At 69.0% G+C, this 21,400-nt stretch carries 21 protein-coding genes; 9 read left to right on the forward strand and 12 right to left on the reverse strand.

The features are described 5' to 3' along the window. Positions 1-206: 206 nt before the first annotated feature. The 4 genes from ABNK63_RS01925 to ABNK63_RS01940 are packed head-to-tail and all read right to left on the reverse strand — an operon-like array spanning position 207 to position 3,576. Complete coding sequence (locus ABNK63_RS01925; RefSeq protein ID WP_350016541.1) at positions 207-704, reverse strand: hypothetical protein; 498 nt, start codon at positions 702-704, stop codon at positions 207-209. Between the two features lie 3 nt (positions 705-707). Next, entirely contained in the window at positions 708-2,063 is a 1,356-nt protein-coding gene (locus ABNK63_RS01930; RefSeq protein WP_350016542.1) for a GldG family protein, read from the reverse strand. After that, positions 2,063-2,818, reverse strand: coding sequence for an ABC transporter permease subunit (locus ABNK63_RS01935; RefSeq protein WP_350016543.1), 756 nt, complete (start codon positions 2,816-2,818; stop codon positions 2,063-2,065). The genes ABNK63_RS01930 and ABNK63_RS01935 overlap by 1 nt, the downstream gene beginning before the upstream one ends. Continuing rightward, the gene (locus ABNK63_RS01940; RefSeq protein WP_350016544.1) at positions 2,815-3,576 is read right to left on the reverse strand and encodes an ABC transporter ATP-binding protein; all 762 of its coding nucleotides are present in this window, start codon (positions 3,574-3,576) and stop codon (positions 2,815-2,817) included. Before ABNK63_RS01940 ends, ABNK63_RS01935 begins: the two co-directional genes overlap by 4 nt. Positions 3,577-3,739: 163 nt before the next feature. Between ABNK63_RS01940 and ABNK63_RS01945 the strand changes: the two genes are divergently transcribed. Both ABNK63_RS01945 and ABNK63_RS01950 read left to right on the forward strand, forming a co-directional pair. Next, positions 3,740-4,933 (forward strand): fatty acid desaturase, encoded by a 1,194-nt coding sequence (locus tag ABNK63_RS01945; RefSeq protein ID WP_350016545.1) that lies wholly within the window; start codon positions 3,740-3,742, stop codon positions 4,931-4,933. 75 nt (positions 4,934-5,008) lie between these two features. Next, positions 5,009-6,121, forward strand: coding sequence for a saccharopine dehydrogenase NADP-binding domain-containing protein (locus tag ABNK63_RS01950; RefSeq protein ID WP_350016546.1), 1,113 nt, complete (start codon positions 5,009-5,011; stop codon positions 6,119-6,121). Here ABNK63_RS01950 and ABNK63_RS01955 read toward each other — a convergent pair. From ABNK63_RS01955 to rpmB, 4 genes are all read right to left on the reverse strand, one after another. Next, positions 6,111-6,527, reverse strand: coding sequence for a thiol-disulfide oxidoreductase DCC family protein (locus ABNK63_RS01955; protein ID WP_007810361.1), 417 nt, complete (start codon positions 6,525-6,527; stop codon positions 6,111-6,113). The genes ABNK63_RS01950 and ABNK63_RS01955 overlap by 11 nt on opposite strands. Beyond that, positions 6,517-7,092, reverse strand: coding sequence for a DUF4166 domain-containing protein (locus tag ABNK63_RS01960; protein ID WP_350016547.1), 576 nt, complete (start codon positions 7,090-7,092; stop codon positions 6,517-6,519). The genes ABNK63_RS01955 and ABNK63_RS01960 overlap by 11 nt, the downstream gene beginning before the upstream one ends. 89 nt (positions 7,093-7,181) lie before the next feature. Beyond that, positions 7,182-7,349 (reverse strand): 50S ribosomal protein L33, encoded by a 168-nt coding sequence (gene rpmG / locus ABNK63_RS01965; RefSeq protein ID WP_007810357.1) that lies wholly within the window; start codon positions 7,347-7,349, stop codon positions 7,182-7,184. Between the two features lie 10 nt (positions 7,350-7,359). Further along, positions 7,360-7,596, reverse strand: coding sequence for a 50S ribosomal protein L28 (gene rpmB, locus ABNK63_RS01970; RefSeq protein ID WP_007810354.1), 237 nt, complete (start codon positions 7,594-7,596; stop codon positions 7,360-7,362). A 292-nt stretch (positions 7,597-7,888) separates the two neighbouring features. Between rpmB and secB the strand changes: the two genes are divergently transcribed. The 7 genes from secB (at position 7,889) to ABNK63_RS02005 (ending at position 17,790) form a co-directional block, all read left to right on the forward strand. Further along, a complete protein-coding gene (secB, locus tag ABNK63_RS01975) occupies positions 7,889-8,392 on the forward strand; it encodes a protein-export chaperone SecB (RefSeq protein WP_007810352.1) in 504 nt (167 codons plus the stop codon). A gap of 9 nt (positions 8,393-8,401) precedes the next feature. After that, positions 8,402-9,427 (forward strand): NAD(P)H-dependent glycerol-3-phosphate dehydrogenase, encoded by a 1,026-nt coding sequence (locus ABNK63_RS01980; protein WP_350016548.1) that lies wholly within the window; start codon positions 8,402-8,404, stop codon positions 9,425-9,427. A gap of 263 nt (positions 9,428-9,690) precedes the next feature. Then, a complete protein-coding gene (locus ABNK63_RS01985) occupies positions 9,691-12,708 on the forward strand; it encodes a DEAD/DEAH box helicase (protein WP_350017178.1) in 3,018 nt (1,005 codons plus the stop codon). Between the two features lie 121 nt (positions 12,709-12,829). After that, positions 12,830-13,495 (forward strand): ABC transporter ATP-binding protein, encoded by a 666-nt coding sequence (locus ABNK63_RS01990; RefSeq protein WP_350016549.1) that lies wholly within the window; start codon positions 12,830-12,832, stop codon positions 13,493-13,495. Next, positions 13,479-15,371: an HlyD family efflux transporter periplasmic adaptor subunit gene (locus ABNK63_RS01995; protein ID WP_350016550.1), complete on the forward strand. Its 1,893-nt coding sequence runs from the start codon at positions 13,479-13,481 to the stop codon at positions 15,369-15,371. The genes ABNK63_RS01990 and ABNK63_RS01995 overlap by 17 nt, the downstream gene beginning before the upstream one ends. Further along, a complete protein-coding gene (locus ABNK63_RS02000) occupies positions 15,368-16,561 on the forward strand; it encodes a hypothetical protein (protein ID WP_350016551.1) in 1,194 nt (397 codons plus the stop codon). Before ABNK63_RS01995 ends, ABNK63_RS02000 begins: the two co-directional genes overlap by 4 nt. After that, positions 16,558-17,790, forward strand: coding sequence for an ABC transporter permease (locus ABNK63_RS02005; RefSeq protein ID WP_350016552.1), 1,233 nt, complete (start codon positions 16,558-16,560; stop codon positions 17,788-17,790). Before ABNK63_RS02000 ends, ABNK63_RS02005 begins: the two co-directional genes overlap by 4 nt. A 15-nt stretch (positions 17,791-17,805) precedes the next feature. On the opposite strand, the gene ABNK63_RS02010 is transcribed toward ABNK63_RS02005, so the two are convergent. The 4 genes from ABNK63_RS02010 to glk all read right to left on the reverse strand — a co-directional run bounded on the left by ABNK63_RS02010 (position 17,806) and on the right by glk (position 21,259). Further along, positions 17,806-18,120 (reverse strand): hypothetical protein, encoded by a 315-nt coding sequence (locus ABNK63_RS02010; protein ID WP_007810339.1) that lies wholly within the window; start codon positions 18,118-18,120, stop codon positions 17,806-17,808. A 112-nt stretch (positions 18,121-18,232) separates the two neighbouring features. Continuing rightward, a complete protein-coding gene (locus ABNK63_RS02015; RefSeq protein WP_007810337.1) occupies positions 18,233-18,916 on the reverse strand; it encodes an HAD family hydrolase in 684 nt (227 codons plus the stop codon). Between the two features lie 24 nt (positions 18,917-18,940). Then, entirely contained in the window at positions 18,941-20,185 is a 1,245-nt protein-coding gene (locus tag ABNK63_RS02020) for a hypothetical protein (RefSeq protein WP_040673629.1), read from the reverse strand. A 57-nt stretch (positions 20,186-20,242) separates the two neighbouring features. After that, positions 20,243-21,259, reverse strand: a complete 1,017-nt coding sequence (glk, locus tag ABNK63_RS02025; RefSeq protein WP_007810333.1) for a glucokinase — start codon at positions 21,257-21,259, stop codon at positions 20,243-20,245. Positions 21,260-21,400: the final 141 nt, after the last annotated feature.

Raw genomic sequence — 21,400 nt, forward strand, 5'->3', positions numbered from 1 at the left:
CCGGTCGCTCAGAGTTTGTGAAAAAAACCACTTCCTGTGGTTTTCCTCTATTGCACGTCCGGTACACGCCCGGACGTGCTCACACGAATCAGTCATTTACATGACTGCTTCGCGCCCGGCCATCGGGCAACCGCTCCTGCGTTGCCTCAACTCGGGCATCCATGCCCTCGCCGTGGCCGGCGTGAGAGGTTGAAGCTCACAACCTCTCAGTGCAGCTCGGTCACGGCGATGGCCGGCGATCGCGGCATGTAGCGCGACGACACCAGCGCCACCCGATCCCCCACCCGCACGTAATGCTGCGGCCCGGTGACCGAGCTTTCGCCGAACTCGAGCCTTTCGCCATCCAGCACCAGCACCGCGCGGGGCGGCTGCAGGCCTATCTTTGCCGGATCGAAGTCGCTGGCCGGGCGCCAGCTCAGCACATGGGCGGCGGCGATGCCGGCGAGATCGTCGAGGCGGTCATCCTTGGCGACGCGGCCGGGCGTGCCGTCGGTGCGCCACCAGTGGCCGTCGTCGTGCTTGCGGTAATCCAGCGGGGCGGCGCCCGGCAGGGTGAGGCTGATCTGCGTGATGGTCGCCGGGTCCAGCATGGTCAGCGGGCCGGTTTCCCGGCTGGCATCACGCTGCAGTTGCCAGCCGGCCACGCCGAGCAGGACCAGCACGCCCAGCAGCAAGAACAGATTGCGACGCTGCGCGCGCTTCATCGCTCAGCGCCGCCGCCGACGCCACACGATGGCGCCGCCGATCAGCAGCAACAGCAGCGGCAGCGCGATCAGGAAGCCGAAGCTCAGCGCGTTCAACTCCCCCTGCGAGATCTGCAGCAGCCGGTCCGGCGCGCCCCGCGGCGGCAGGTTGACCAGCTTGTCGTCGCCGAGCAGCCAGTCGAACACGCGTTCGCCCAGTGCGCGATTGCCGCCATTGCCCAGGTAGGTGTTGGACAGGAAGTCGCCGTCGCCGATCACCACCGCGCGCTGCTCGCTCTTGTCCGGGCTGGGCGACAGCCGGCTCAGGGCGAAGCCGAAGTCCAGCGGACCCTTCAGCTCGCCCACGTCGGCATCGAAGCGGATGTCGGACGACTTCGCGTTGTCGATCGGCTGGAATTCGGTCCAGCTTTGCGCGCTGGAACGCAGGAACGGCGCGAACGCCCAGCCGCTCTGGTCGAGCTGCGCCAGCGCGGAGGCCTGCGGAAACAGCGTGGTCAGGCTGAAGCCGCGGGTGATCGCCTGCGCCGGGTAGTCGCCCAGGGTGATCAGGCGCGGGTCGTGCAGCCCCAGCGCGGCACCCGAACCATCGACCAGCACGCCGGGCAGCACGCGCACGCCCAGCGTGGCGGCCAGCGGCCCGAGGCCCAGGTCGTCGTTGGCCGGCTCGGACAGCCACAGCAGGTTGCCGCCGTTGGCCACGTAGTTGACCAGCGCCTGCACCGCCGCCGGCGGCAGCGCCACTTCCGGACTGGCCAGCACCACCAGGTCGGTGTGCTCGGGCACGGCGCTGACCTGGCTGAAGTTCAGCGGCACCGCGCGCATGCCGCGACTTTCCAGCTGGGCGATGAAGGTGCCCAGATCACCATTGCCCTGGCCGTCGGCGCGGCGCTCGCCGTCGCCGGTGACGAAGGCCACGATGCGGTCGCGGCCGCGCAGCAACCGTTCCAGCGCATTGGTGAGGCTGCGCTCGGACAACTCGTCCAGGCGTTGCTCGCGATCCTGGTAGTGCAGGATCAGCGCGCCGTCGACCGTGATGCCCAGCTCGCGCATCTTCGCCGGGTCCAGTTGCGGGTCGACGAAGCGCAGCGTGAGGTCGGGCTTCACCGCCTGGTAGCGCTGCAGGAAGCCGGCGACGGTCTGGCGCAGGTCGCCCTGCGGCCGCGCGTAGCTGACGATTTCCACCGGGCCCTGCAACTGCGCCAGCACGGCCCGACTTTCCGCCGACAGGCTGGTGCGGCCGTTGGCGGTCCAGTCGGACTGCTTCGCGTAACGGGTCGAGAGATAGCCCAGCGCGACGCAGGCCAGCACCAGCAGCGCGGCGAACAGCCAGCCGTCCAGACGTCTGAACAGGTCTCGCATCAGCCACGCTCCCGGTCGGCGGCGAGCCGGCGCGCCGCCAGCGCCAGCGACAGCGCGGCCAGCAACACGAACCACGCGACGTCGGTGCTGGACACCAGTCCGCGCAGCAGCGGCTGCAGGTGCGAGCTCATTGCCAGCCAGTTGATTGCGCCGCCGTTGACGCCGGCCAGCTGCGCGCCCAGGTTCACGCTCCACAGCGCCAGCGCGATGACCAGGGCGGCGGCAGCCGCAATCGCCGGATGCGAGGCGAAGCTGGAGCAGGCCACCGCGATCGCCGCCAGCGTGGTCAGCATCAGGGCGAGGCCCAGGCTGGCGGCGGCCAGCTTGCCCCAGTCGAAGTGGGTGGCGTGCATCAGCACCAGCGGCATCGCCAGGGTCAGCGCCAGCCACAGCAACAGCCAGCCGAGCAGGGCCAGGTACTTGCCCAGCACGATGCGCGAAGCGGGCACGCCCGCGGCGAACATCAGCGGCAAGGTACCGTTGCGACGTTCGCCGGCGATCACCGACATGCCCAGCAGCGGCACCACCAGGAAGGCCAGCTGGGCGAGCTGGCCCAGCAGCGGCACGCCGACCAGGTCGACGAAGCCGGGGCCGTCCGGCTGGGCGGCGCGCTGGATCTGGCCGGCCAGGAAATTGCCCAGCAGCAGGGTGAAGTTCCAGGCCAGCCAGGCCAGCGTCAACGCCGCCAGCACCCAGGCCAGCGGGCGCACCAGCAACCGGCGCCATTCCAGTCGTGCCACCGCAAGCAGGGTCATGCGGCCTGCGCCTTGTCGCTGCCGTTCATCGCAATCCCGAAGAAGGTCTGTTCCAGTGCCGCGTGGTCGTCGGCCAGCACGGCGCCGTCATGGCGCAGCGTGCCCTCGTGCAGGATCGCCACGCGATCGCATACCGCGGTCACCTCGGCCAGCAGGTGGGTGGACAGGATCACCGCGGTGCCGGCGGCGGCCTGCTCGCTGATCAGCGAGCGCAGGGCGGCGACCTGCACCGGATCGAGCGCGTTGGCCGGTTCATCCAGCACCAGCAGGGCCGGGCGATGCAGCAGCGCGCAGGCCAGCCCGAGCCGCTGGCGCTGGCCTTGCGACAGCACGCCGGCCAGGCGCCGGGCCAGTGGCTGCAGTTCCAGCCGCTCGATGATCGCGCTGCGGGCCGCGCGCAGGTCGCTGCCGTTCATGCCGCGCAAGCGTCCGTGCGCGTCCAGGTGTTCTTCCACCGTGAGCTCGGCCCACACCGGCGCACACTCGGGCAGCCAGCCGATCTGCTGGCGGGCGAGTTCCGGATATTCGAGGAAATCCTCGCCGTTCAGCTGGATGCCGCCGCTGTCCGGGCGCAGCGCGCCGGCGATCATCGACAAGGTGGTCGACTTGCCGGCGCCGTTGACGCCCAGCAGGCCCATCACCTCGCCGCTTTTCAGCGCCAGGCTGAGCTCGCGCACGGCCTGGCGGCCGGCGCGTCGGCGGCTGAGGCGATCCAGTTGCAGCACGGTCCTGGGTGAGGCCGGAACGATGGTGGTCATTGCCTGATTGTCATGGCGCCCCCATCCTGAAACAACAGGCGCGTGAATAACGTCGCCTTAGCTTCCACGGCTTGACCAACTGCTATCATTCGTGGTTCGCAACATGCTGGTGGGTACGGAAGCCCCTGATTTACACTGACTTGTCCCTCATCCGGTGCCTTCCATGCTCGACGCGGTAATCAATTTCCTCAACGATGGTCTGACCGGCGCAAGCTGGGGCCAGATCGCCGTGTACATGCTGGTGATGACCCAGCTCACCATCTTCACGGTGACCCTGTACCTGCATCGCAGCCAGACCCACCGCGGCGTGGATTTCCACCCCGTGCTGGCGCACTTCTTCCGTTTCTGGGGCTGGCTCACCACCGGCATGGTCACCCGCGAATGGGTGGCCGTGCATCGCAAGCACCACGCCAAGGTCGAGACCGAGGAAGACCCGCACAGCCCGATGATCTACGGCATCAGGAAGGTGTTCTGGGATGGCGTGTCGCTGTACCGCGACGCCTGCGAGAACAAGCAGGACATGGAGCAGTACGGCCGCGGCACCCCCGACGACTGGGTCGAGAAGCACGTCTACGGCGCGCATCCGTATTGGGGCCCGACCCTGATGCTGTTCATCAGCGTGGCGCTGTTCGGCGTGATCGGTGCGGCGCTGTGGGCGCTGCAGATGGTGTGGATTCCGTTCTGGGCCGCCGGTTTCGTCAACGGCATCGGCCACTGGGCCGGCTATCGCAACTTCGAAAGCGCGGACACCGCGCGCAACCTGATCCCGTGGGCGTTCTGGATCGGCGGCGAAGAGCTGCACAACAACCATCATGCGTTCCCCAGCTCGGCCAAGTTCGCCCTGCGCAAGTGGGAATTCGACATCGGCTGGGCGGTGATCTGCGGCCTGCGTGCGGTGGGCCTGGCCAAGGTGCTGCGGGTGGCGCCCACCCTCGACATCCGTCCGAACGTGCGCCTGCCCGATGCCGAAACGCTGAAGGCCGTGCTGACCCATCGCTTCCAGGCGATGACCGACTACTACCGCGGCGTGATCCTGCCGACCATCGCCGAAGAGGCGCAGCATGCCGGCGAAAGCCTGAAGTCCACCCCGCGTCGCCTGCGTCGCGCCCTGGCCGACGGTGGCCGCTGGCTGGACAGCGAAGGCCGTGACCGCATGCAGGCGGTGCTCGCCAGGCGTCCGACGCTGGCCACCGTGGTCGAGTTCCGCAGCCGCCTGGCGGCGCTGATGGAGCAGCGCGGTGCCGAGCAGGCGCTGAAGGGCCTGCAGCAGTGGATTCACGAAGCGGAGGAAAGCGGCATCCGGGCGCTGCAGGAATTCGCCCAGCGGCTGAAGGGCTACGGCGTGGCCACGGCCTGATCGGAAGCCAGCATGTTTCAGCAGAACCCGCCGTCCGGCGGGTTTTGTTTTTCGGGGATCGCCACGGGGGAATGGATGGCCTTGCGCGTAGTGTTGATCGGCGCCACCGGCGTGTTCGGTTCGCGGATCGCCCGCCAGCTGGCCGGCGATCCGTGCTTTCAGCTGGTCGTCGCCGGCCGACGGGCGCAGAGCCTGGCGGCGCTGCGTGAGGCGCTGGGCGATGCATCGGTGCAGCTGGCTGCGCTCGACGTGGCCGCGCCGGGTCTGGCCGATGCGCTGGCCGCGTTGCGGCCGCAGCTGGTGATCCACGCGGCCGGTCCGTTCCAGCAACAGGACTATCGGGTGGCCGAGGCGTGCCTGGCTTGCGCCAGCGACTACATCGACCTTGCCGATGGACGCGACTTCGTCGGCGGCATGAGCCGCCTGGACGACCGTGCACGGGAAGCCGGTCGCCTGCTGGTCAGCGGCGCCTCCACGGTGCCCGCGCTGAGCAGCGCGGTGGTGGATGGCCTGTTGCCGCGCTTCGCTGCGCTCGACGTGATCGAGCACGCGATCAGCCCAGGCAACCGCACGCCGCGTGGCGACGCCACGGTGGCGGCGATCCTGGGCTATTGCGGTCGCCCGGTGGAACTGTGGCGCGACGGTCGCTGGCGGCGGGGCCACGGCTGGATGCTGACGCGTCGTCCGCGGTTTGCGTTCGGCCCGCGCTGGGTCGGCTTGTGCGACGTGCCGGATCTGGCCCTGTTCCCGTTGCGCTATCCGGGCGTGCGCACGGTGATCTTCCGGGCAGGGCTGGAGCTGAAGCTTCTGCACTTCGGCACGCTGGCCGCGGCGTGGCTGGTGCGACTGGGGCTGCTGCGCGACCTGGCCCGCCACGCCACGCGCCTGCGCCGGATCAGCGAATGGTTCCTCGGCGCGGGCAGCGACGTCGGCGGCATGCTGGTCGAGCTGCGCGGGCGCGACGCCCAGGGGCGGGCGCTGAAGTTGCGCTGGTCGTTGCGCGCCGGTGCCGGCGATGGCCCGCAGATTCCCGCCACGCCCGCGGTGGTGCTGGCCCGCAAGCTGGCCGACGGCAGCCTGTCGGCACGCGGGGCGATGCCGTGCATGGGCCTGTTCACGCTCGACGAGGCGCTTGAAGCACTCGATGGCTTCGCGATCCAGACGCAGCTGGAAGCGCTTACGGGCTGAAACGCGCGCGTTGTTCCGGCGTGGGCACGAAGCAGCTGCGGCTCTGTCCGAAGATCCGGTAGCGGTGGCGGGCCACGAAGCGATAGGCCGGGTCGGCGAGCCAGCGCGGCACCCGATGCAGCGCATGGCCCAGCCAGCGCCAGCGACGCTGGCCCAGGCTGCGCAGGATCTGCACGATCGCCCGGGTGTCGGTGTAGCCGTACTGGTCTTCGACCAGCAGGAACGACAGCGGCGAGTCCGGGTCCAGCCCGTGCGCCAGCAGCAGGGCGCGGCCGTGCTCCGATTGCATCGCGGCGAAGTGGTAGCGCGATGCGCGATCGTGCTTCAGCAGGAAGCGCACCCAGCGACTGCACAGCAGGCAGACGCCGTCGAACACGATCACCGGTGCGGCGGTTTCAGCCTTCATCCGGTGTTGCCCCGGTTTGCGAAGGTTCCAGCCAGCCGTGGTAGGCGACCAGCTGGCCCAGCCACGGCAGCCGCACGTCGACGCTGAACTGGTAGCGACCGTCACGGATGCCGCTGCGCGAAAGCACCTGGCCATGCAGCGCCCGCGGGCAGGGCAGGCCGAGGAAGTGCACGCTGCGCAGCTGCCAGTCGATCGCGTCACCGTCCTGGCGCAGGGCGAAACCCAGCCGGGCCGGTCCCAGCGTTTCGAACAGCAGGGGCGAGCCGTTGCGCCGGCCCAGCGTGGAGCGCATCCGCCTGCTGGCGAAACGGCGGGTCCAGACCTCGCGGTCGTTGCGGCGTTCGATGGTCAGTGCCAGTGCCTGCGCCGGGCCTGGCGACGGCAAGCCCAGCAGCCGGCGCAACCAGCGTGCGGGCAGGCGGGGGTCGCCGGTGATGTCGGCCAGGCCGCTGGCCTGCAACCGTGGCGACGAGCCGTGCATGGCCTGCACCGCCGCTGGCAACTGTCGCCAGCTCTCGTCGCCGAGCAGCTCGGGAAACAATGCGATCAACGGGGCGGGACTCATCCGGCGATGATGCGTGGCAGTCGCCGGCCCGGCAAGCAGGCAAAAGAAAACCCGCCACGGGGGCGGGTTTTCTTCGGCGCGTCGATCAATTACTTGATCTTGCCTTCCTTGTACATCACGTGCTTGCGAACCACCGGATCGTACTTCTTGAACTCGAACTTTTCCGGGGTGTTCTTCTTGTTCTTCTGCGTGGTGTAGAAGTGACCGGTGCCGGCCGTGGAGATCATGCGGATCTTGTCTTGGGTCTTGTTAGCCATGGTTTGATCCTCAGACCTTTTCGCCGCGGGCGCGCATGTCGGCAATCACGGCCTCGATGCCATTCTTGTCGATGGTGCGCAGGGCGTTGTTGGAAACGCGCAGCTTGATCCAGCGATTCTCGCTGGCCACCCAGAAACGACGCTCATGCAGGTTGGGCAACCAGCGGCGACGGGTACGGTTGTTGGCGTGCGAGACGTTGTTGCCGCTCATCACACCCTTACCGGTGACTTGACATACACGGGCCATGACGACCTCCGTAAATTTTTTTGACACCCGTTGGCCAGGGTGTGATCGGCCCAGCGGCGCCATGCGCCACGCGATGCTGGAGGTCTTGCGTCGCGTGAGCGTGAGGTCCGTACCGCGTGGCGGACCGCCCGGAAACACCGGGTCGACAGAGGCGAGCCGCGTATGATCGCAGAAAAACAGCGCCCTGCGCAATCTTTGCCGCATTTGGCGGTCCCCGCCGGCGTGCGCGCGGCGGGGATGTATGGAACAATCGTCCTCTTTTATTCAAACGACCCGACTCGAGGAACGCCCGATGGCACAAGAGATCACCAACGACCAGGCCAACGGCCAGTCCAGTCAGCCGCAGCTGGTGATGCAGAAGATCTACGTGAAGGACGTGTCCTTCGAGGCGCCGAACGCGCCGCAGATCTTCCAGGAGATCGACGAGAAGGATCAGCCGCAGGTGCAGCTGAACCTGGGCCAGAAGGCCACCGATCTGGGCAACAACATGTACGAAGTGGTGCTCAGCCTGACCCTGACCTGCACCATCGGCCAGCGCACCGCGTACCTGGCGGAAGTGGAGCAGGCCGGCGTGTTCGGCATCGCCGGCTTCAGCGAGGCCGACCAGGCCGGCATCATCGGCAGCTACTGCCCGAACCTGCTGTTCCCGTACGCCCGCCAGGTGATTTCGTCGCTGGTGCTGGAAGGCGGCTTCCCGCCGTTCCTGCTGCAGCCGATCAACTTCGATGCGCTGTTCGCGGAACAGCAGCGCCGCGCGATGGGCGGCGACGAAGCCCCGGCCACGCTGAACAGCTGAGTCCGGCCCATGCCTGACCACCCGAAGCTGACCGTTCTCGGCGCCGGCTCCTGGGGCACTGCGCTGGCGGCCCTGATCGCACGCAACGGCGTGCCCACCACCTTGTGGGGGCGCGATGCCGGGGCCCTGGCGGCGATGGCGGCCGCTCGCGTCAACCAGCGCTACCTGCCGGACATCGAGTTGCCGGAGCAACTGGGCTACGAAAGCGACCTGGCCCGCGCCGTGCGCGGCGCCGGCATCGTACTGATCGTGGTGCCCAGCCATGCCTTCGCCAGCATGCTGGACGAACTGGCACCGCTGCTCGATGCGGATACCGCGATCGCCTGGGCCACCAAGGGTTTCGAGCCGGGCACCGGCCGTTTCCTGCACGAGCTGGTGGCGGAGAAGCTGCCCGGTCGCGCGGCGGCCGTGGTCACCGGGCCCTCGTTTGCGAAGGAAGTGGCGTCCGGCCTGCCCAGCGCCGTCACCGTGCACTCGGACGATGCGGCGTTCGCGCAGCAGCTGGCGACCCTGCTGCACGCGCCGAACCTGCGCGCGTATTCCGGCGGCGACGTGCTGGGCGCCGAGCTTGGCGGGGCGATGAAGAACGTGCTGGCGGTGGCCACCGGCATCGCCGACGGCATGGACCTGGGCCTCAACGCCCGCGCCGGCCTGATCACCCGCGGCATGAACGAGATGCTGCGGCTGGGCGTGGCGCTGGGCGCGCGGCCGGAAACCCTGATCGGGCTTTCCGGCCTGGGCGACCTGGTGCTGACCTGCACCGGCGACCTGTCGCGCAACCGCCGGCTGGGTCTGGCGCTGGGCCAGGGCATCGCGATCGACGAAGCGGTGCGCCGGATCGGCCAGGTGGTCGAAAGCATCCTCACCGCCGACGAGGTGGCACGGCTGGCCGACAAGCACGGCCTGGACCTGCCGATCAGTGCCGGCGTGCGCGCCGTGCTGCATGGCGAGGTCACTCCGGTGGCAGGGCTCAAGGCGCTGATGGCGCGCGAGCAGAAGCCGGAATATCCGCACGGGCTGTTCGGCAACGCCTGAGAGGTTGTGATTTTTCAACCTCGAAGCCCGGCCAGGGATGGCCGGACGCGGATCGGTCACGCAAGTGACTGATCCGCGTGAGCACGTCCGGGCGTGTACCGGACGTGCGATAGAAGAAAACCACAGGAAGTGGTTTTCTTCACCGGACCTGATTCTCCCCCGCGCCCCGGTCCGCATTGGCCGGGGATGCGATCGCAACGATCGCATCCAGCCCGCGCGCTGCTAAGCTCAATGTTTTGGTCATCGCCACGGACCGCATGCGCATGCAGCAACCGGACGAGAAACAGCACGCCGCCAGCGCAGCATCCGGCGACGACGAAGCCCTGCCGCAGGCATGGCGACGGCTGCTGGCTGCGCCCCGGCCGACCGCGACGGACGAGCCGGGCGTGCTCGGTTTCTTCCTGGAAGTGATGCCCGAAGAGAATGCCCCGTTCGCGCGCCTGGACGTGGCGCCGGTGCTGCTCGGCGTGGTCGAGCACGGTCGCTACGCGCGGCCGGTGCCGCTGGACAGTCGGCACCTGGCGCAGTCGCCGCTGCAGCCCCACGAGCAACGCCTGGCCGCGACCATGCTCGGCCTGCCGCAGAACGTGCGCAAGGGGCGCAGCTATGCGCGCATGGGCGGCCACGTCGGCGACACCCTGTTGGCCGAGATCCTCGACACCGCGCCCTGTTTCCTCGGCGGGCTGGCTGGCCTGCGCCTGTCGCGCGGCAAGTCGCACCAGCTCAACTGGCACTGGAAGATGGAGCCGGACGGCAGCCAGCGCCTGTTGCCGGTGCTGCCGCACAGCCAGCGCCTGCTGCGCATCGACTGCCTGTGGTATCTCGATGTGGAGCGCGCCACCGTGGGCCGCTTCGATGCCGCCGGCGAGGAGACCCACTGGCTCGACCTGCCGCCGCTGAAGCATGAGCACGGTCGCCGCCTGCGCAGCCGCTTGAGCGGCAGTCGCCTCGCCACGCGGGTGCCGCCGCCCCAGGTGTTCGGCGAGGTGCGCCGCTCGGAGCTGGCGCCCAAGCCCATCCTGATCCTGCACGCGCTGACCCGGCATGCCCGGCTGGCCGCCGGCACGCCGCCGCTCGGCTACGCCAGGCTGGCCTTCGACTACGCCGGCGAACGCCTGCCCGGCCGCGGTGGCGAACCGCTGGTGCGCCGGGTGCGCAACGGGCAACTGGTGGAGATCAACCGTCGCCGCGCCGAAGAACTGACCGCGATGGAACAGCTCGAGCGCGCCGGCCTCACCCCCGGCGTGGATACCGAAGGCCTGCCATGGGACGTGGCCGAGACCTTGCCCGACGACGCGTGGCTGTTTCCCGGCACCGGCTATGCCGGCGCGCTGGAGGTCAACACGCCCGCCCGCTGGCTGGCGCTGCGGCCCAAGCTGGAGGCCGAGAACTTCCAGGTCGAGTACGCGCCCAGCTTCCCGTTCGAAGTGCTGGAAGGCCCGGTACAGTGGTACGGCCACGCGGTGGAGGACGCCGACGACCATGCCTTCGACCTGGAAATCGGCATCGAGCTGGATGGCCAGCGGCACAACCTGCTGCCCGCCGTGGCGCAGGCGCTGGCCGAGCATCAGCTGAACCTGAGCCCGGCGCCGAACGAACCGGAAGACGCGGTGTGGTACGCGCCGGTCGATGCGCGCCGGCGCGTGCCGGTGCGACTGAAGGAACTGCGCGGCCTGCTGGCGCCGCTGGCCGAATACCTGGAGAAGCCGCGCAAGAAGCTCCACCTGCCGCGGGTGCAGGCAGGCCGGCTCGAAGAGCTGGCCGCGGCGATGCCCGGCGGCAGCCAGCTGGAAGCGGCCGAGCCGTTGCTCGGCTTCGCCGCGCGCCTGCGCGATGCCGCCGAGCGCGCCAGCGATGCGGTGCCCGAAGGCCTCACCGTCGAGATGCGGCCGTACCAGCGCGAAGGCCTGCGCTGGCTGAATGCGCTGGCCGAGGCCGGCGTTGGCGGCGTGCTGGCCGATGACATGGGCCTGGGCAAGACGCTGCAGCTGATCACCCATCTGCTGTCGCTGAAACAGGGCGGTGCGCTGAGCCAGCCTGCGCTGATCGTGGTGCCGACCAGCCTGATCCCGAACTGGCAGTCGGAAATCGCCCGCTTCGCGCCGATGCTGCAGGTGCTGACCCTGCACGGCCCGCAGCGCGCCGAGGAGTTCGACCAGCTGGGCGCGCAGGACATCGTGCTGACCAGCTACGCATTGTTGCCGCGCGACGTGGTGGCGCTGCGCCAGCAACCGTTCGCGCTGATCGTGCTGGACGAGGCGCAGCAGGTGAAGAACCCGCGCACCCAGGCGCGCCGCGCCTTGCTCAGCCTGCGCACGCCGCGTTATGTCTGCCTTACCGGCACGCCGCTGGAAAACCATCTGGGCGAGCTGTGGTCGCAGGTCGACCTGGCGGTGCCCGGCCTGCTCGGCGACGAGAGTGCGTTCCGGCGTTTCTACCGCGTGCCGATCGAGAAGCAGCACGACGAGGAATGCCAGCAGCGGCTGAACCTGCGCATCTCGCCATTCATCCTGCGCCGGACCAAGTCGCAGGTGGCCAAGGAGCTGCCGCCGAAGACCGAGATCACCCGCCGCGTGGTGCTGGAAGGCCGCCAGCGCGAGCTGTACGAAGGCCTGCGCCTGTCGCTGGCCGAGGAACTGCGCGAGGTGATCGCCGAGCGCGGCATTTCGCATTCGGGCATCGTGGTGCTGGACGCGCTGCTGAAGCTGCGCCAGGTCTGTTGCGATCCGCGCCTGGTGAAGCTGGAGGCCGCGCGTGGCGTGCATGAATCGGCCAAGTTCGAACTGCTGATGGACATGCTGCCGGCGCTGCTCGACGAAGGCCGCAAGGTGCTGCTGTTCTCGCAGTTCACCGGCATGCTGAAGCTGATCGCCGCCGAGCTCGATCGCCGGCGCATCCGCTACGTCACCCTCACCGGCGACACCCGCGATCGCGCCGAGCCCGTGCAGCGTTTCCAGAGCGGCGACGTGCCCCTGTTCCTGCTGTCGCTGAAGGCCGGCGGCGTGGGCCTGAACCTCACCGCCGCCGACACCGTGATCCACTACGACCCGTGGTGGAATCCCGCCGCCGAAGCGCAGGCGTCCGACCGCGCCCACCGCATCGGCCAGGACAAGCCGGTGTTCGTGTTCCGCCTGATCACCTCGGGCACGGTGGAGGAGCGCATCGAGGAACTGAAGGAGCGCAAGGCCGAACTGGCCGCTGCCGTGCTGGAAGGCGGTGGCAGCCGGCAGAAGCTCAGCTTCGACGAAGGCGACCTGGACGCGCTGCTGGCGCCGGGCTGAGCCGCTTCGGCAGGTGCGACGCGGCGGTGGATCTCCGCCGTGGCACAGATACTTGTCAAAGCAGTCATCAACCGCAACACTCGAGGAAGTGCTTGACGGGGGCGGCAACACGATGGTGCGCATGGAGGCGGTGACACGTCATTACCGGATCGGCGGGCAGCTCATCGCCGCGCTGGACGGGGTCAGTTTCGCGGTGCCGCAGGGCCAGTTCATGGCCATCGTCGGGCCGTCCGGTTCGGGCAAGTCCACCTTGCTCAACATGCTTGGTTGCCTCGATCGGCCGGACAGCGGTCGTTACCTGCTGGATGACGTCGACGTCTCCACCTTCGACGACGAGCGCGCCAGCGATTTCCGCAACCGCCGCATCGGTTTCGTGTTCCAGTCGTTCCACCTGCTGCCGCGCCTGAGCGTGCTGGAGAACGCACTGCTGCCTCGGCGCTTCCTGCGCGGCTCCGACGAAGGGCTGGAACAGCGCGCCCACGAACTGCTGCAGCGGATGGGCCTGCAGCGGCACCTGGCACATCGCCCGGGGCAGCTGTCCGGCGGCCAGATGCAGCGCGTGGCGATCGCCCGCGCGCTGCTGATGAAGCCGGCCCTGCTGCTGGCCGACGAGCCCACCGGCAACCTCGACTCGAAGAGCGCCGCCGATGTGCTGGCCCTGCTCGCCGAAGTGCATGGCGACGGCCAGACCGTGGTGATGGTCACCCATGACGCCGACGTCGCTGCGCGGGCGCAGCGGCAGATCAGCCTGCGCGACGGGAGGATCGAGCATGATTCGGCGGCTTGAGGCGCTGGCGCTGCTGCTCCTGCTGCCGTCGCTGGCGTCGGCGACGGTGTTCAGCGGCGAGGTGCAAGTGGCCGGCGCGCAGGAGATCTTCACGCCGCCCTCGATGAGTTCGCCAGTGGTGTTGCGCTATTACATCGCCGACGGCGCGAAGGCGAAGCCCGGCGACGTGCTGCTGCGCATCGACGCCGGCCCGGCCGAGACCCAGCTGCGCACGCTGCAGGCGCAGCTCGACCAGGCCATCGCCAAGAACGCCAAGGAAATCGCCGAGCTCGAACTGAAGCAGGCCGACGCTGAACTCGCACTCGCCGATGCCCAGGCCGAACGCGACACCGCGGCGGTGGACGCGGTGATCCCCAAGTCGCTGATCTCGGCGCTCGACTACGACCGCCACCAGGGCGAGATGCAACGCACCGAACGGGCGCTGGCGCTGAAGAAGCAGGAGGTGGCCCAGGCCATCGCCGCGGTGACGAGAAGGCGGCAGGACAGCGAGCTGGAACTGGGCAAGCAGCGCGCCTCGCTGGATTTCTACCGGAAGCAGGTGGCCGGCGCGGTGGTGCGCGCCAGCCACGCCGGCACCGTGGTGCACGGCTTCGACGACGTGTTCGGCAATGGCGGCCGTTACGAGGAGGGTTCGACCAGTTTCCCCGGCGTCAAGGTCGGCGAGCTCGTGGGCGAGGCCAGCGGCTACACCGTGCGGGCCTGGGTGCTGGAACCGGATCGCCCGGGCCTGCGCGTGGGGCAGCCGCTGCAGTTGCACGTGGACGCGCTGCCGGGCAGCAGCCTGCGCGGCAGCATCACCAGCATCGCCGGTGCATCGGCCAGCAAGGATGCCTGGGGCGACGGCCGCTACTTCGAGGTCGACATCGCCTTGCCCGCCGGGATGAAGCTGCCGTTGCGCCAGGGCATGAGCGTTCGCGTCGACAGCGACCTCGATGATCCGCAGCCACACGCCGGCGCGTCGGGTGGCGGCATGCTGGCGCCGCTGAAGGCCGATGGCGAGGTGTTCGCCCAGCGCAGCCTGGCGATCTCGCCGCCGTCGGTGGATGGCCTGTGGCAGATGACGGTGAGCCAGATGGCCGGCGATGGCGAGTCGGTGAAAAAGGGCGACATGCTGGTGGCGTTCGAGGCCTCCGAGGTGGTCAAGAACCTCACCGCCAAACAGGGCGAGCTGGCCGAAAAACGCCGCAAGCAGGAACAGCTCAAGCTCGACCTGGCCGATCGCGCCCGCGAAGCCGAGCTGGCCACCGCGCAGGCGCGCGCCGAGATGGAGAAGGCCCAGCGCAAGGCCGACCAGCCGAAGGACTACATCGCGCGGGTGGATTACCAGAAGCTGGTGGTGGCGCGGACCAAGGCAGAGCGGCGGCTGAGCCTGACCGCGCAGCGACAGCAGGTGGCGGCGCGCGAGCGCAGCGCCGAGCAGGCCATGGCCGATGAGGACGTGGACGCGCTGGAAACGGAGGTCGGCAAATTGCAGGAGTCGCTGGGTGCGCTGACCGTCAAGGCGCCGCGCGACGGCATCGTGGTGCACGAGGACAGCTGGCAGGGCGGCAAGGTCGATGTCGGCACGCAGATCTGGCGCGGCCAGTCGGTGGCGCAGATGCCCGACCTGTCGACGCTGGCCGTGCGCGCCGCACTGCCCGAGCGCGAGCTCACCCGGGTGAGCAGGGGACAGCGCGTGCGCGTGCTGGTGTCCGGCGGCGATCGCAGCCTGTCGGGCGTCGTCGCCGAAATCGGCGGCACCGTGCACAGCAAGTCGCGGGTCGAGGCGATACCCGTGGTCGACCTGATCATCCATCTGGACCAGGGCCAGCCACGCCTGAAGCCGGGCCAGCCGGTGCAGGTCGAGATCACCGCGGCGGTGGGAGCGAAACGATGAGCCGGTACGCTTGGCTGCTGCTGTTCCTGCTGGGCGGATGCACCCATGCAGACGCCGATCACACCGTGCTGGAACAGGCGCACGCGGGGCCGCTGGAATTCAGCGTGCTCGGCGAGGGCGAACTGCATTCGACCCGACCGACGCCGCTGCTGGTGCCCGGCAAGCAATGGAGTTCGCGCCAGCTGAACTGGATGCTGCCCGACGGCAGCACGGTGGAAAAAGGCGAGCTGGTGGCGCGGTTCTCCGCCGACCAGAGCAAGCAGGACCTGCTGGAAGCCCAGATCGACCTGCAGCGCAACGCGTTGGCGCGTGCCGGCAAGCAGGCCGAACTGGATGACAAGAATGGCCAGCTCGATGTCGACCTGATCCAGGTGGCGGCGCAGCACGCGATCGCCGCGCGCTACGCCAACGCCAGCCTGGACGCGATGGCGCGCAACGACATCCTCGACGCGGTGCAGGATGTGCACTACCTCGACGTGCGCCAGCGCATCCTGCAGTGGCGCGAGGACCAGTCGGCGTCACGGGGAGCCGCCGAGCTGGCCGTGCTGGATGCCCAGCGCAACAGTTTCGAAACCCTGGCGAAGCAGAAGCAGGCCGATCTGGAGGCGCTGGAACTGCGCGCCCCGCATGCCGGCGTGCTGGTGCTGGAAAGGGACTGGAGCGACCAGGTGCCGCACGTGGGCGGCAGCCTCTACGCGGGCAACACCTTCGCCAGCCTGCCCGACCTGGCGGCGCTGGAAGTGCAGCTGAGCGTGCCGCAGATCGAGGCCCAGGGCATTCGCGTGGGCGACGTGGTGCAGCTGCATCGCTGGGGCATCCCGGCGCAGACGGTGAGCTCCCGCATCAGCTGGATCGCCTCGGCGGCGCAACCGCGCAGCCGCGACAATCCGGTGAAATACCTGTCGCTCAAGACCACCCTGCCGGCTGACGTGGCGCGGCGCTACGGCTGGATTCCCGGCCAGCGCTTCGTCGGCAAGATCATCCTGTTGCAGGCGCAGGGCTACAGTGTGCCGAACATGGCCTTGAGTCACGACGACGGCCACGACAGCGTGCAGGTACTGGCCGGCAACGAAGTGCGCACGAAGCGGCTGAAGCTGGGCGTGCGTGGCGCCACCCGCACCCAGGTGCTCGACGGACTCCGGAGCGGCGACCGCATCCTGCTCGCCGGCAAGGCCGGGGAAGAGAAATGATTTCCGCATTGTGGCGCGAGGCCATCGAGGAACTGTCGCGGCGCAAGCTGCGCACCCTGCTGACCCTGCTCGGGATGATCTTCGGCGTCGGTGCGATCGTGGCCATGCAGGGCGTGGGCGAAGGCAGCCGGCGCGAGGCGCTGAAACTGGTCGACAGCCTGGGCCTGCACAACCTGATCGTGGAAGCGAAGAGCCAGGATGGCGATGCGCTGAAGGAAGCCCGTGCCCGCAGCATCGGCCTCACCGTGGCCGATGCGCGGGCGGCGCTCGACGTGGTGCCGTCGGCCGAACGCTACGCCGCCGAAAAGCGGGTCAAGCGCTGGGACGTCTACAGCGATGACGGACATGCCGACGCCGAGATCAGCGGCATCAGCCCGGACTACTTCCAGCTTGCCTCGCTGCATCTGGCCGAGGGCCGCGCGCTCTCCGCGGACGACGATGCCGGCCTGGCCCCGGTGGCGGTGCTCGGCCACCAGGTGGCGCACGACCTGTTTCCCGATGGCAAGCCGCTGGGCCGGCTGTTCAAGGTCAACCAGGTGTGGCTGCGCGTGGTCGGCGTGCTGGCCGATCGCGACCTGGGCCAGGACAAGTTCGAGGGCGTGGCGCTGGGGGCGGAGAGCAATCGCGTCTTCGTGCCGCTGGCCAGCGCCCGGGCGCGCTTCCGCTTCCAGCCGATGGAGGACGAGGTCGACCGCTTCCTGTTGCGCCTGAAGGACCCCGAAGGCCTGGCTGCCGGCGCTCGCGTGCTGACCGTCCTGCTCGACCAGCGCCATGCCGGCGTGGGCGATTACCGGCTGATCGTGCCGCAGCAGCTGTACCGGCAGAACCAGAAGACCCAGCGCATCTTCAGCGTGGTGATGGGCTCGATCGCGGGCGTGAGCCTGCTGGTCGGCGGCATCGGGATCATGAACATCATGCTGGCCAACGTGCTGGAACGCCGCCGCGAAATCGGCCTGCTGCGGGCGATCGGTGCGCGCCGCCAAGACATCGTGCAGCGCTTCCTGCGCGAGGCGCTGGTGATCTGCCTGGCCGGTGCGCTGGCCGGCCTGCTGTTCGGCGCCCTGCTGGCCTACGCGATCGCGGCCTTCGCCGGCTGGCAGGTGGCGTGGGCACCGATCGGCGTGATCGCCTCGGTGCTGGCCTGCGTGCTGATCGGGCTGGCCTTCAGCATCTACCCGGCACGCCAGGCGGCGGCACTGGACCCGATCGCGGCGATCCGCGACGAGTAACCGGCAATCCGGGCGTCAGGACGACTGCGGCGGCAGTCGCGTGCGCAGCAGGGCGTCCACCGACTGCTGCCATTCCGGCGAGCCGGGTTGCGACTGGGGCGCTTCCTCACCCAGCTTGCGCTGCACAGCCTGGTTCCATTCGGCCGAACCCTGATCCGGGCCGTGGCCGTCGTCGCTGATATGCAGGGATTGATCGACCCAGGCATACCAACCGGCCGAGCCGAGCGCGGCATTGGCCTTCGCCACCTGGGCGGTGCCGGCTGCCGGCGGCGCCGGCGAGCAGGCGGCGAGCAGCAGGGCGAGCGGCAGACTGGCGAGAAGTCGACGCATGGGCGGCTCCCTTGGCGATGATTGCACGATGCAGCGGAGCCTACTGCGTCGCCCGTGGCCGGTGATTAATTTTTCATGAGATGGCGCGTGGCGATTCAGCTGCCTTGCGCGTTCAATCGCGCGCCGCCACTTCGTCCACATGGCGCAGAAGGTCGGCCGGATCGTCATACACGCGGAACGCGCCCGATTGCTGCAATTCGGCCAGGCCGTAGCCGCCGCTGAGCACGCCCACGCCCAGCGCCCGGGCACGCTGGGCGGCCAGCATGTCCCACACGCTGTCGCCGATCACCAGCGACTGGCGGATGTCCACGCCGAGGCGTTCGGCGGCGGCGATGAACAGGTCCGGGTCGGGTTTGGCATGACGCACCTGGTCGCGCGTCACCACCGGCACCTTCGCCGGATCGACGCCAAGCGCCTGCAGGTTCGGCGCGGCGGTTTCCATCCGCCCGCTGGTGGCGATCGCCCACGGAATGTCCTGCGCGGTGAGGTAGTCCAGCAGTTCGCGCGCGCCGGGCAGCGGTCGCACGGCACCTTGCGCATGCTGTCGGTTGAACGCCTCGGCATGCCAGCGGCGTAGTCGTTCGAGGCGGTCCTCGGTGATCTCCAGCCCGGTCTCGCGCAACAGCATGTGCGAGAACAGCCCGCCGCTCATGCCGATCTTGCGATGGATGCGCCACACCGACAGCTCCACGCCCTCGCGATCCAGCGATTCCTTCCACGCCAGCACGTGCTGGTACACGCTGTCGATCAGGGTACCGTCGAGGTCGAACAGGAAGGCGGTGTCGCGGCGGGGCATGGGCGGTTCTCCGTGAAACGGCGGTCAGCGCAACAGCTTGATCCTGCGCATGCCGCGCCGGATCGCGTCGAGGTTGCCACCGGGCGGCCAGCCGACCACGGTGTCGACGACGGTACCGTGGTCGAGGAAGTAGAACACCGGGGTTTCGATGCGCTCGACCATCGGCAGCGCGGAGCGGTCGTAGGCGACGCCGAGCCGCAGCGCGGGGTGCAGCTGGTTCCATTCGCGCAAGGCGTCGAAGGCGGTGACTTCATCCGGTGGCGCCACCCATTGCCCGAACTCGCGGAACAGATCGCTCAGCAGCGGGTCCGCCTCGATGTCGTGCGCGGCGCTGGCGGAAAAATGGCATCCGGTCGAGGCCAGCACGATCACTTGCGCCGGCGCGCGGATGTTGAAGCGGAAGCGCACCAGCTCGCGTTTGCGCGTCCCCGGGGTGACCACCCACAGGCTGGGCTGGCCCTTGCGAATGCGGTTGAACGTGCGCATCGATGGTGGCGGGTTGCGTTCGAGCGCGGGGTGGGCGGCGAGCAGCGCGCGCGCTTCGTCGTCGTGATGCGCGGTGAGCAGCGCGTCATGGAAATCGGCGAGCTGCGGCCGGTCGATCCGATGCCGGCGTTGCAGTTCGGCAAAGTCGCCGCGCATGTCGGCGAGGTAGGTCGGCTGGCCGGTAAGGCGGAAGGCCAGGTTCGCGGCGCGGAACAGGAACTCCGTGTCGCGGTCGCCGAGTGCGTGCCGTTGCGCGTCGTTCTGTGCAGGTGCGAAAGCCGCGGCGTATTCCTGCACGACTGTCGGTGTCTGTGCTCCATCGACCTCGGCCTGATCGACGGCCTTCAGCAGGCGATCGTAGGCGGGCTCCAGCGTGCTGGTCGCGGGTGATTCCGGCGCCCGCGTGGTCAGCGCGTCCAGGTCGATCGCGTAGTTCTGCGCACCGAACAGTTGCAGCAACACGTAGGCCTGCTCACGGGTGAGCTCGTAGCGCAGGTCGGCAAGGCTCATGCCGCCCAGGCCGTGTTCGCGGTACACCAGGCTGTCGATGAAGCGGCGCCTTGCGCCAGGCGTCAGCCAGCTCAGTGGCGAGCTTTCGGGTGGCGTATCGCGCTGATAGGCGTCCAGCGCCGCGCGCGAGGTGATCGGCGTGGCCGGGATGGCCAGTACCGCGTCGCGGGTGACGCCGGGATCCGATGCCGGCGCCGCCAACGCGGCGAACGGCAGCGCGGCGAACGGCAGCGCCAGCAGGCACAGCAGGCGAACGATGGTGGAGCAGGACATGCACATTCCTCGCAATCCGTCGGAAGGATACGTGTTCGCCCGTGGCGTCGCCGCGGACTAACGCGATGGCAGCAGCGTGCGGCCCGATTCCAGCACCGCCAGCGCCGCCGCGCCCAGCAGGCCCGGCTCCGGATTCATGATCGCCTGGGTCGGCACTTTTTCCATGATGTCGCGGAAGCGGCCCTTGGCCTCGAAGCGTTCGCGGAAGCGGCCGCGTTCCAGCCACGGCAGCAGGATCGGGATCAGCCCGCCGGTGAGATACACGCCGTCCCACGCGCCCAGCGTCAGCACCAGGTCGCCGGCGACGCTGCCGAAGATGCCGGCGAAGGTTTCCACCGTGCGCGTGCACAGCGGGCAGCTGCCGTCCTTCGCGCGGGCGGTGATGTCTTCCGGTTTCAGGTCGGCCGGTATCGCGCCGACCATGTGGCAGATCGCGTCGTAGAGGTTGACCAGGCCCTGGCCGCAGATCAGCCGCTCGTTGGAGACGCGGCCGTACTTGTGGTTGAGGTAGTCGAGGATCGCGATGTCTTCCGGCGTGTGCGCGGCAAAGCCGGCGTGGCCGCCCTCGGTCTGCAGCACGCTGCAGTGGCCGGCGCGCACCAGCAGGCCGCCCACGCCCAGGCCGGTGCCCGGCCCGACGATGGCGAAGGTCTGCTCGGCCTCGGCGCCGATCACCGGTCGCGGCAGCGTGCCCACGTCGACCAGGTCGTCGCCGTGCAGCAGGGTCACCGCCATGCTCTGGGCGGCGAAGTCGTTGACCAGATGCACATACTCCAGGTCCAGCGCGCTGGCGGTCTGCTGCGCCGAGATCGCCCACGGATTGTTGGTGACCTTGACCGTCTCGCCATCCACGATGCGTCCGGCCGCAGCCACGATCGCGCGGCGCACTTCCAGGCCGGTGTCGGCGAGGTACTGCTTCGCGGTGGAAACCAGCGAGTCGTGCTCGGCCACGCGGTAGCGCCGGATGCTGTCGGTGATCAGCGGCTTGTCGCGCGAGGGGTCGGCCACGCCGAAACGGACATTGGTGCCACCGAGATCGACCAGCAGGGTGGGGGCGCTGCGAGACTGGCTCATGGAGCTTCCTGACGACGTGAAGCGACAAGCCTGCCGGCCCGCTGGCGGTTAGTCCAGTGTTTTGCTCACCGTACGGCGCAGAATGGCCGGGCCGGCACATTCGGTGGAGGCTTGCCGCAACGGCGTAAAATGGCCCGATGC

It is taken from the genome of Rhodanobacter sp. IGA1.0 (assembly GCF_040208325.1).
GTDB classification, from domain to species: domain Bacteria; phylum Pseudomonadota; class Gammaproteobacteria; order Xanthomonadales; family Rhodanobacteraceae; genus Rhodanobacter; species Rhodanobacter spathiphylli.

What these genes read in the sequence shown, in the direction of transcription:
- ABNK63_RS01925 (WP_350016541.1), bottom strand. Translation starts at nt 704, where the DNA reads ATGAAGCGCGCGCAGCGTCGCAATCTGTTCTTGCTGCTGGGCGTGCTG.
- ABNK63_RS01930 (WP_350016542.1), bottom strand. Translation starts at nt 2,063, where the DNA reads ATGCGAGACCTGTTCAGACGTCTGGACGGCTGGCTGTTCGCCGCGCTG.
- ABNK63_RS01935 (WP_350016543.1), bottom strand. Translation starts at nt 2,818, where the DNA reads ATGACCCTGCTTGCGGTGGCACGACTGGAATGGCGCCGGTTGCTGGTG.
- ABNK63_RS01940 (WP_350016544.1), bottom strand. Translation starts at nt 3,576, where the DNA reads ATGACCACCATCGTTCCGGCCTCACCCAGGACCGTGCTGCAACTGGAT.
- ABNK63_RS01945 (WP_350016545.1), top strand. Translation starts at nt 3,740, where the DNA reads ATGCTCGACGCGGTAATCAATTTCCTCAACGATGGTCTGACCGGCGCA.
- ABNK63_RS01950 (WP_350016546.1), top strand. Translation starts at nt 5,009, where the DNA reads ATGGCCTTGCGCGTAGTGTTGATCGGCGCCACCGGCGTGTTCGGTTCG.
- ABNK63_RS01955 (WP_007810361.1), bottom strand. Translation starts at nt 6,527, where the DNA reads ATGAAGGCTGAAACCGCCGCACCGGTGATCGTGTTCGACGGCGTCTGC.
- ABNK63_RS01960 (WP_350016547.1), bottom strand. Translation starts at nt 7,092, where the DNA reads ATGAGTCCCGCCCCGTTGATCGCATTGTTTCCCGAGCTGCTCGGCGAC.
- rpmG (WP_007810357.1), bottom strand. Translation starts at nt 7,349, where the DNA reads ATGGCTAACAAGACCCAAGACAAGATCCGCATGATCTCCACGGCCGGC.
- rpmB (WP_007810354.1), bottom strand. Translation starts at nt 7,596, where the DNA reads ATGGCCCGTGTATGTCAAGTCACCGGTAAGGGTGTGATGAGCGGCAAC.
- secB (WP_007810352.1), top strand. Translation starts at nt 7,889, where the DNA reads ATGGCACAAGAGATCACCAACGACCAGGCCAACGGCCAGTCCAGTCAG.
- ABNK63_RS01980 (WP_350016548.1), top strand. Translation starts at nt 8,402, where the DNA reads ATGCCTGACCACCCGAAGCTGACCGTTCTCGGCGCCGGCTCCTGGGGC.
- ABNK63_RS01985 (WP_350017178.1), top strand. Translation starts at nt 9,691, where the DNA reads ATGCAGCAACCGGACGAGAAACAGCACGCCGCCAGCGCAGCATCCGGC.
- ABNK63_RS01990 (WP_350016549.1), top strand. Translation starts at nt 12,830, where the DNA reads ATGGAGGCGGTGACACGTCATTACCGGATCGGCGGGCAGCTCATCGCC.
- ABNK63_RS01995 (WP_350016550.1), top strand. Translation starts at nt 13,479, where the DNA reads ATGATTCGGCGGCTTGAGGCGCTGGCGCTGCTGCTCCTGCTGCCGTCG.
- ABNK63_RS02000 (WP_350016551.1), top strand. Translation starts at nt 15,368, where the DNA reads ATGAGCCGGTACGCTTGGCTGCTGCTGTTCCTGCTGGGCGGATGCACC.
- ABNK63_RS02005 (WP_350016552.1), top strand. Translation starts at nt 16,558, where the DNA reads ATGATTTCCGCATTGTGGCGCGAGGCCATCGAGGAACTGTCGCGGCGC.
- ABNK63_RS02010 (WP_007810339.1), bottom strand. Translation starts at nt 18,120, where the DNA reads ATGCGTCGACTTCTCGCCAGTCTGCCGCTCGCCCTGCTGCTCGCCGCC.
- ABNK63_RS02015 (WP_007810337.1), bottom strand. Translation starts at nt 18,916, where the DNA reads ATGCCCCGCCGCGACACCGCCTTCCTGTTCGACCTCGACGGTACCCTG.
- ABNK63_RS02020 (WP_040673629.1), bottom strand. Translation starts at nt 20,185, where the DNA reads ATGTCCTGCTCCACCATCGTTCGCCTGCTGTGCCTGCTGGCGCTGCCG.
- glk (WP_007810333.1), bottom strand. Translation starts at nt 21,259, where the DNA reads ATGAGCCAGTCTCGCAGCGCCCCCACCCTGCTGGTCGATCTCGGTGGC.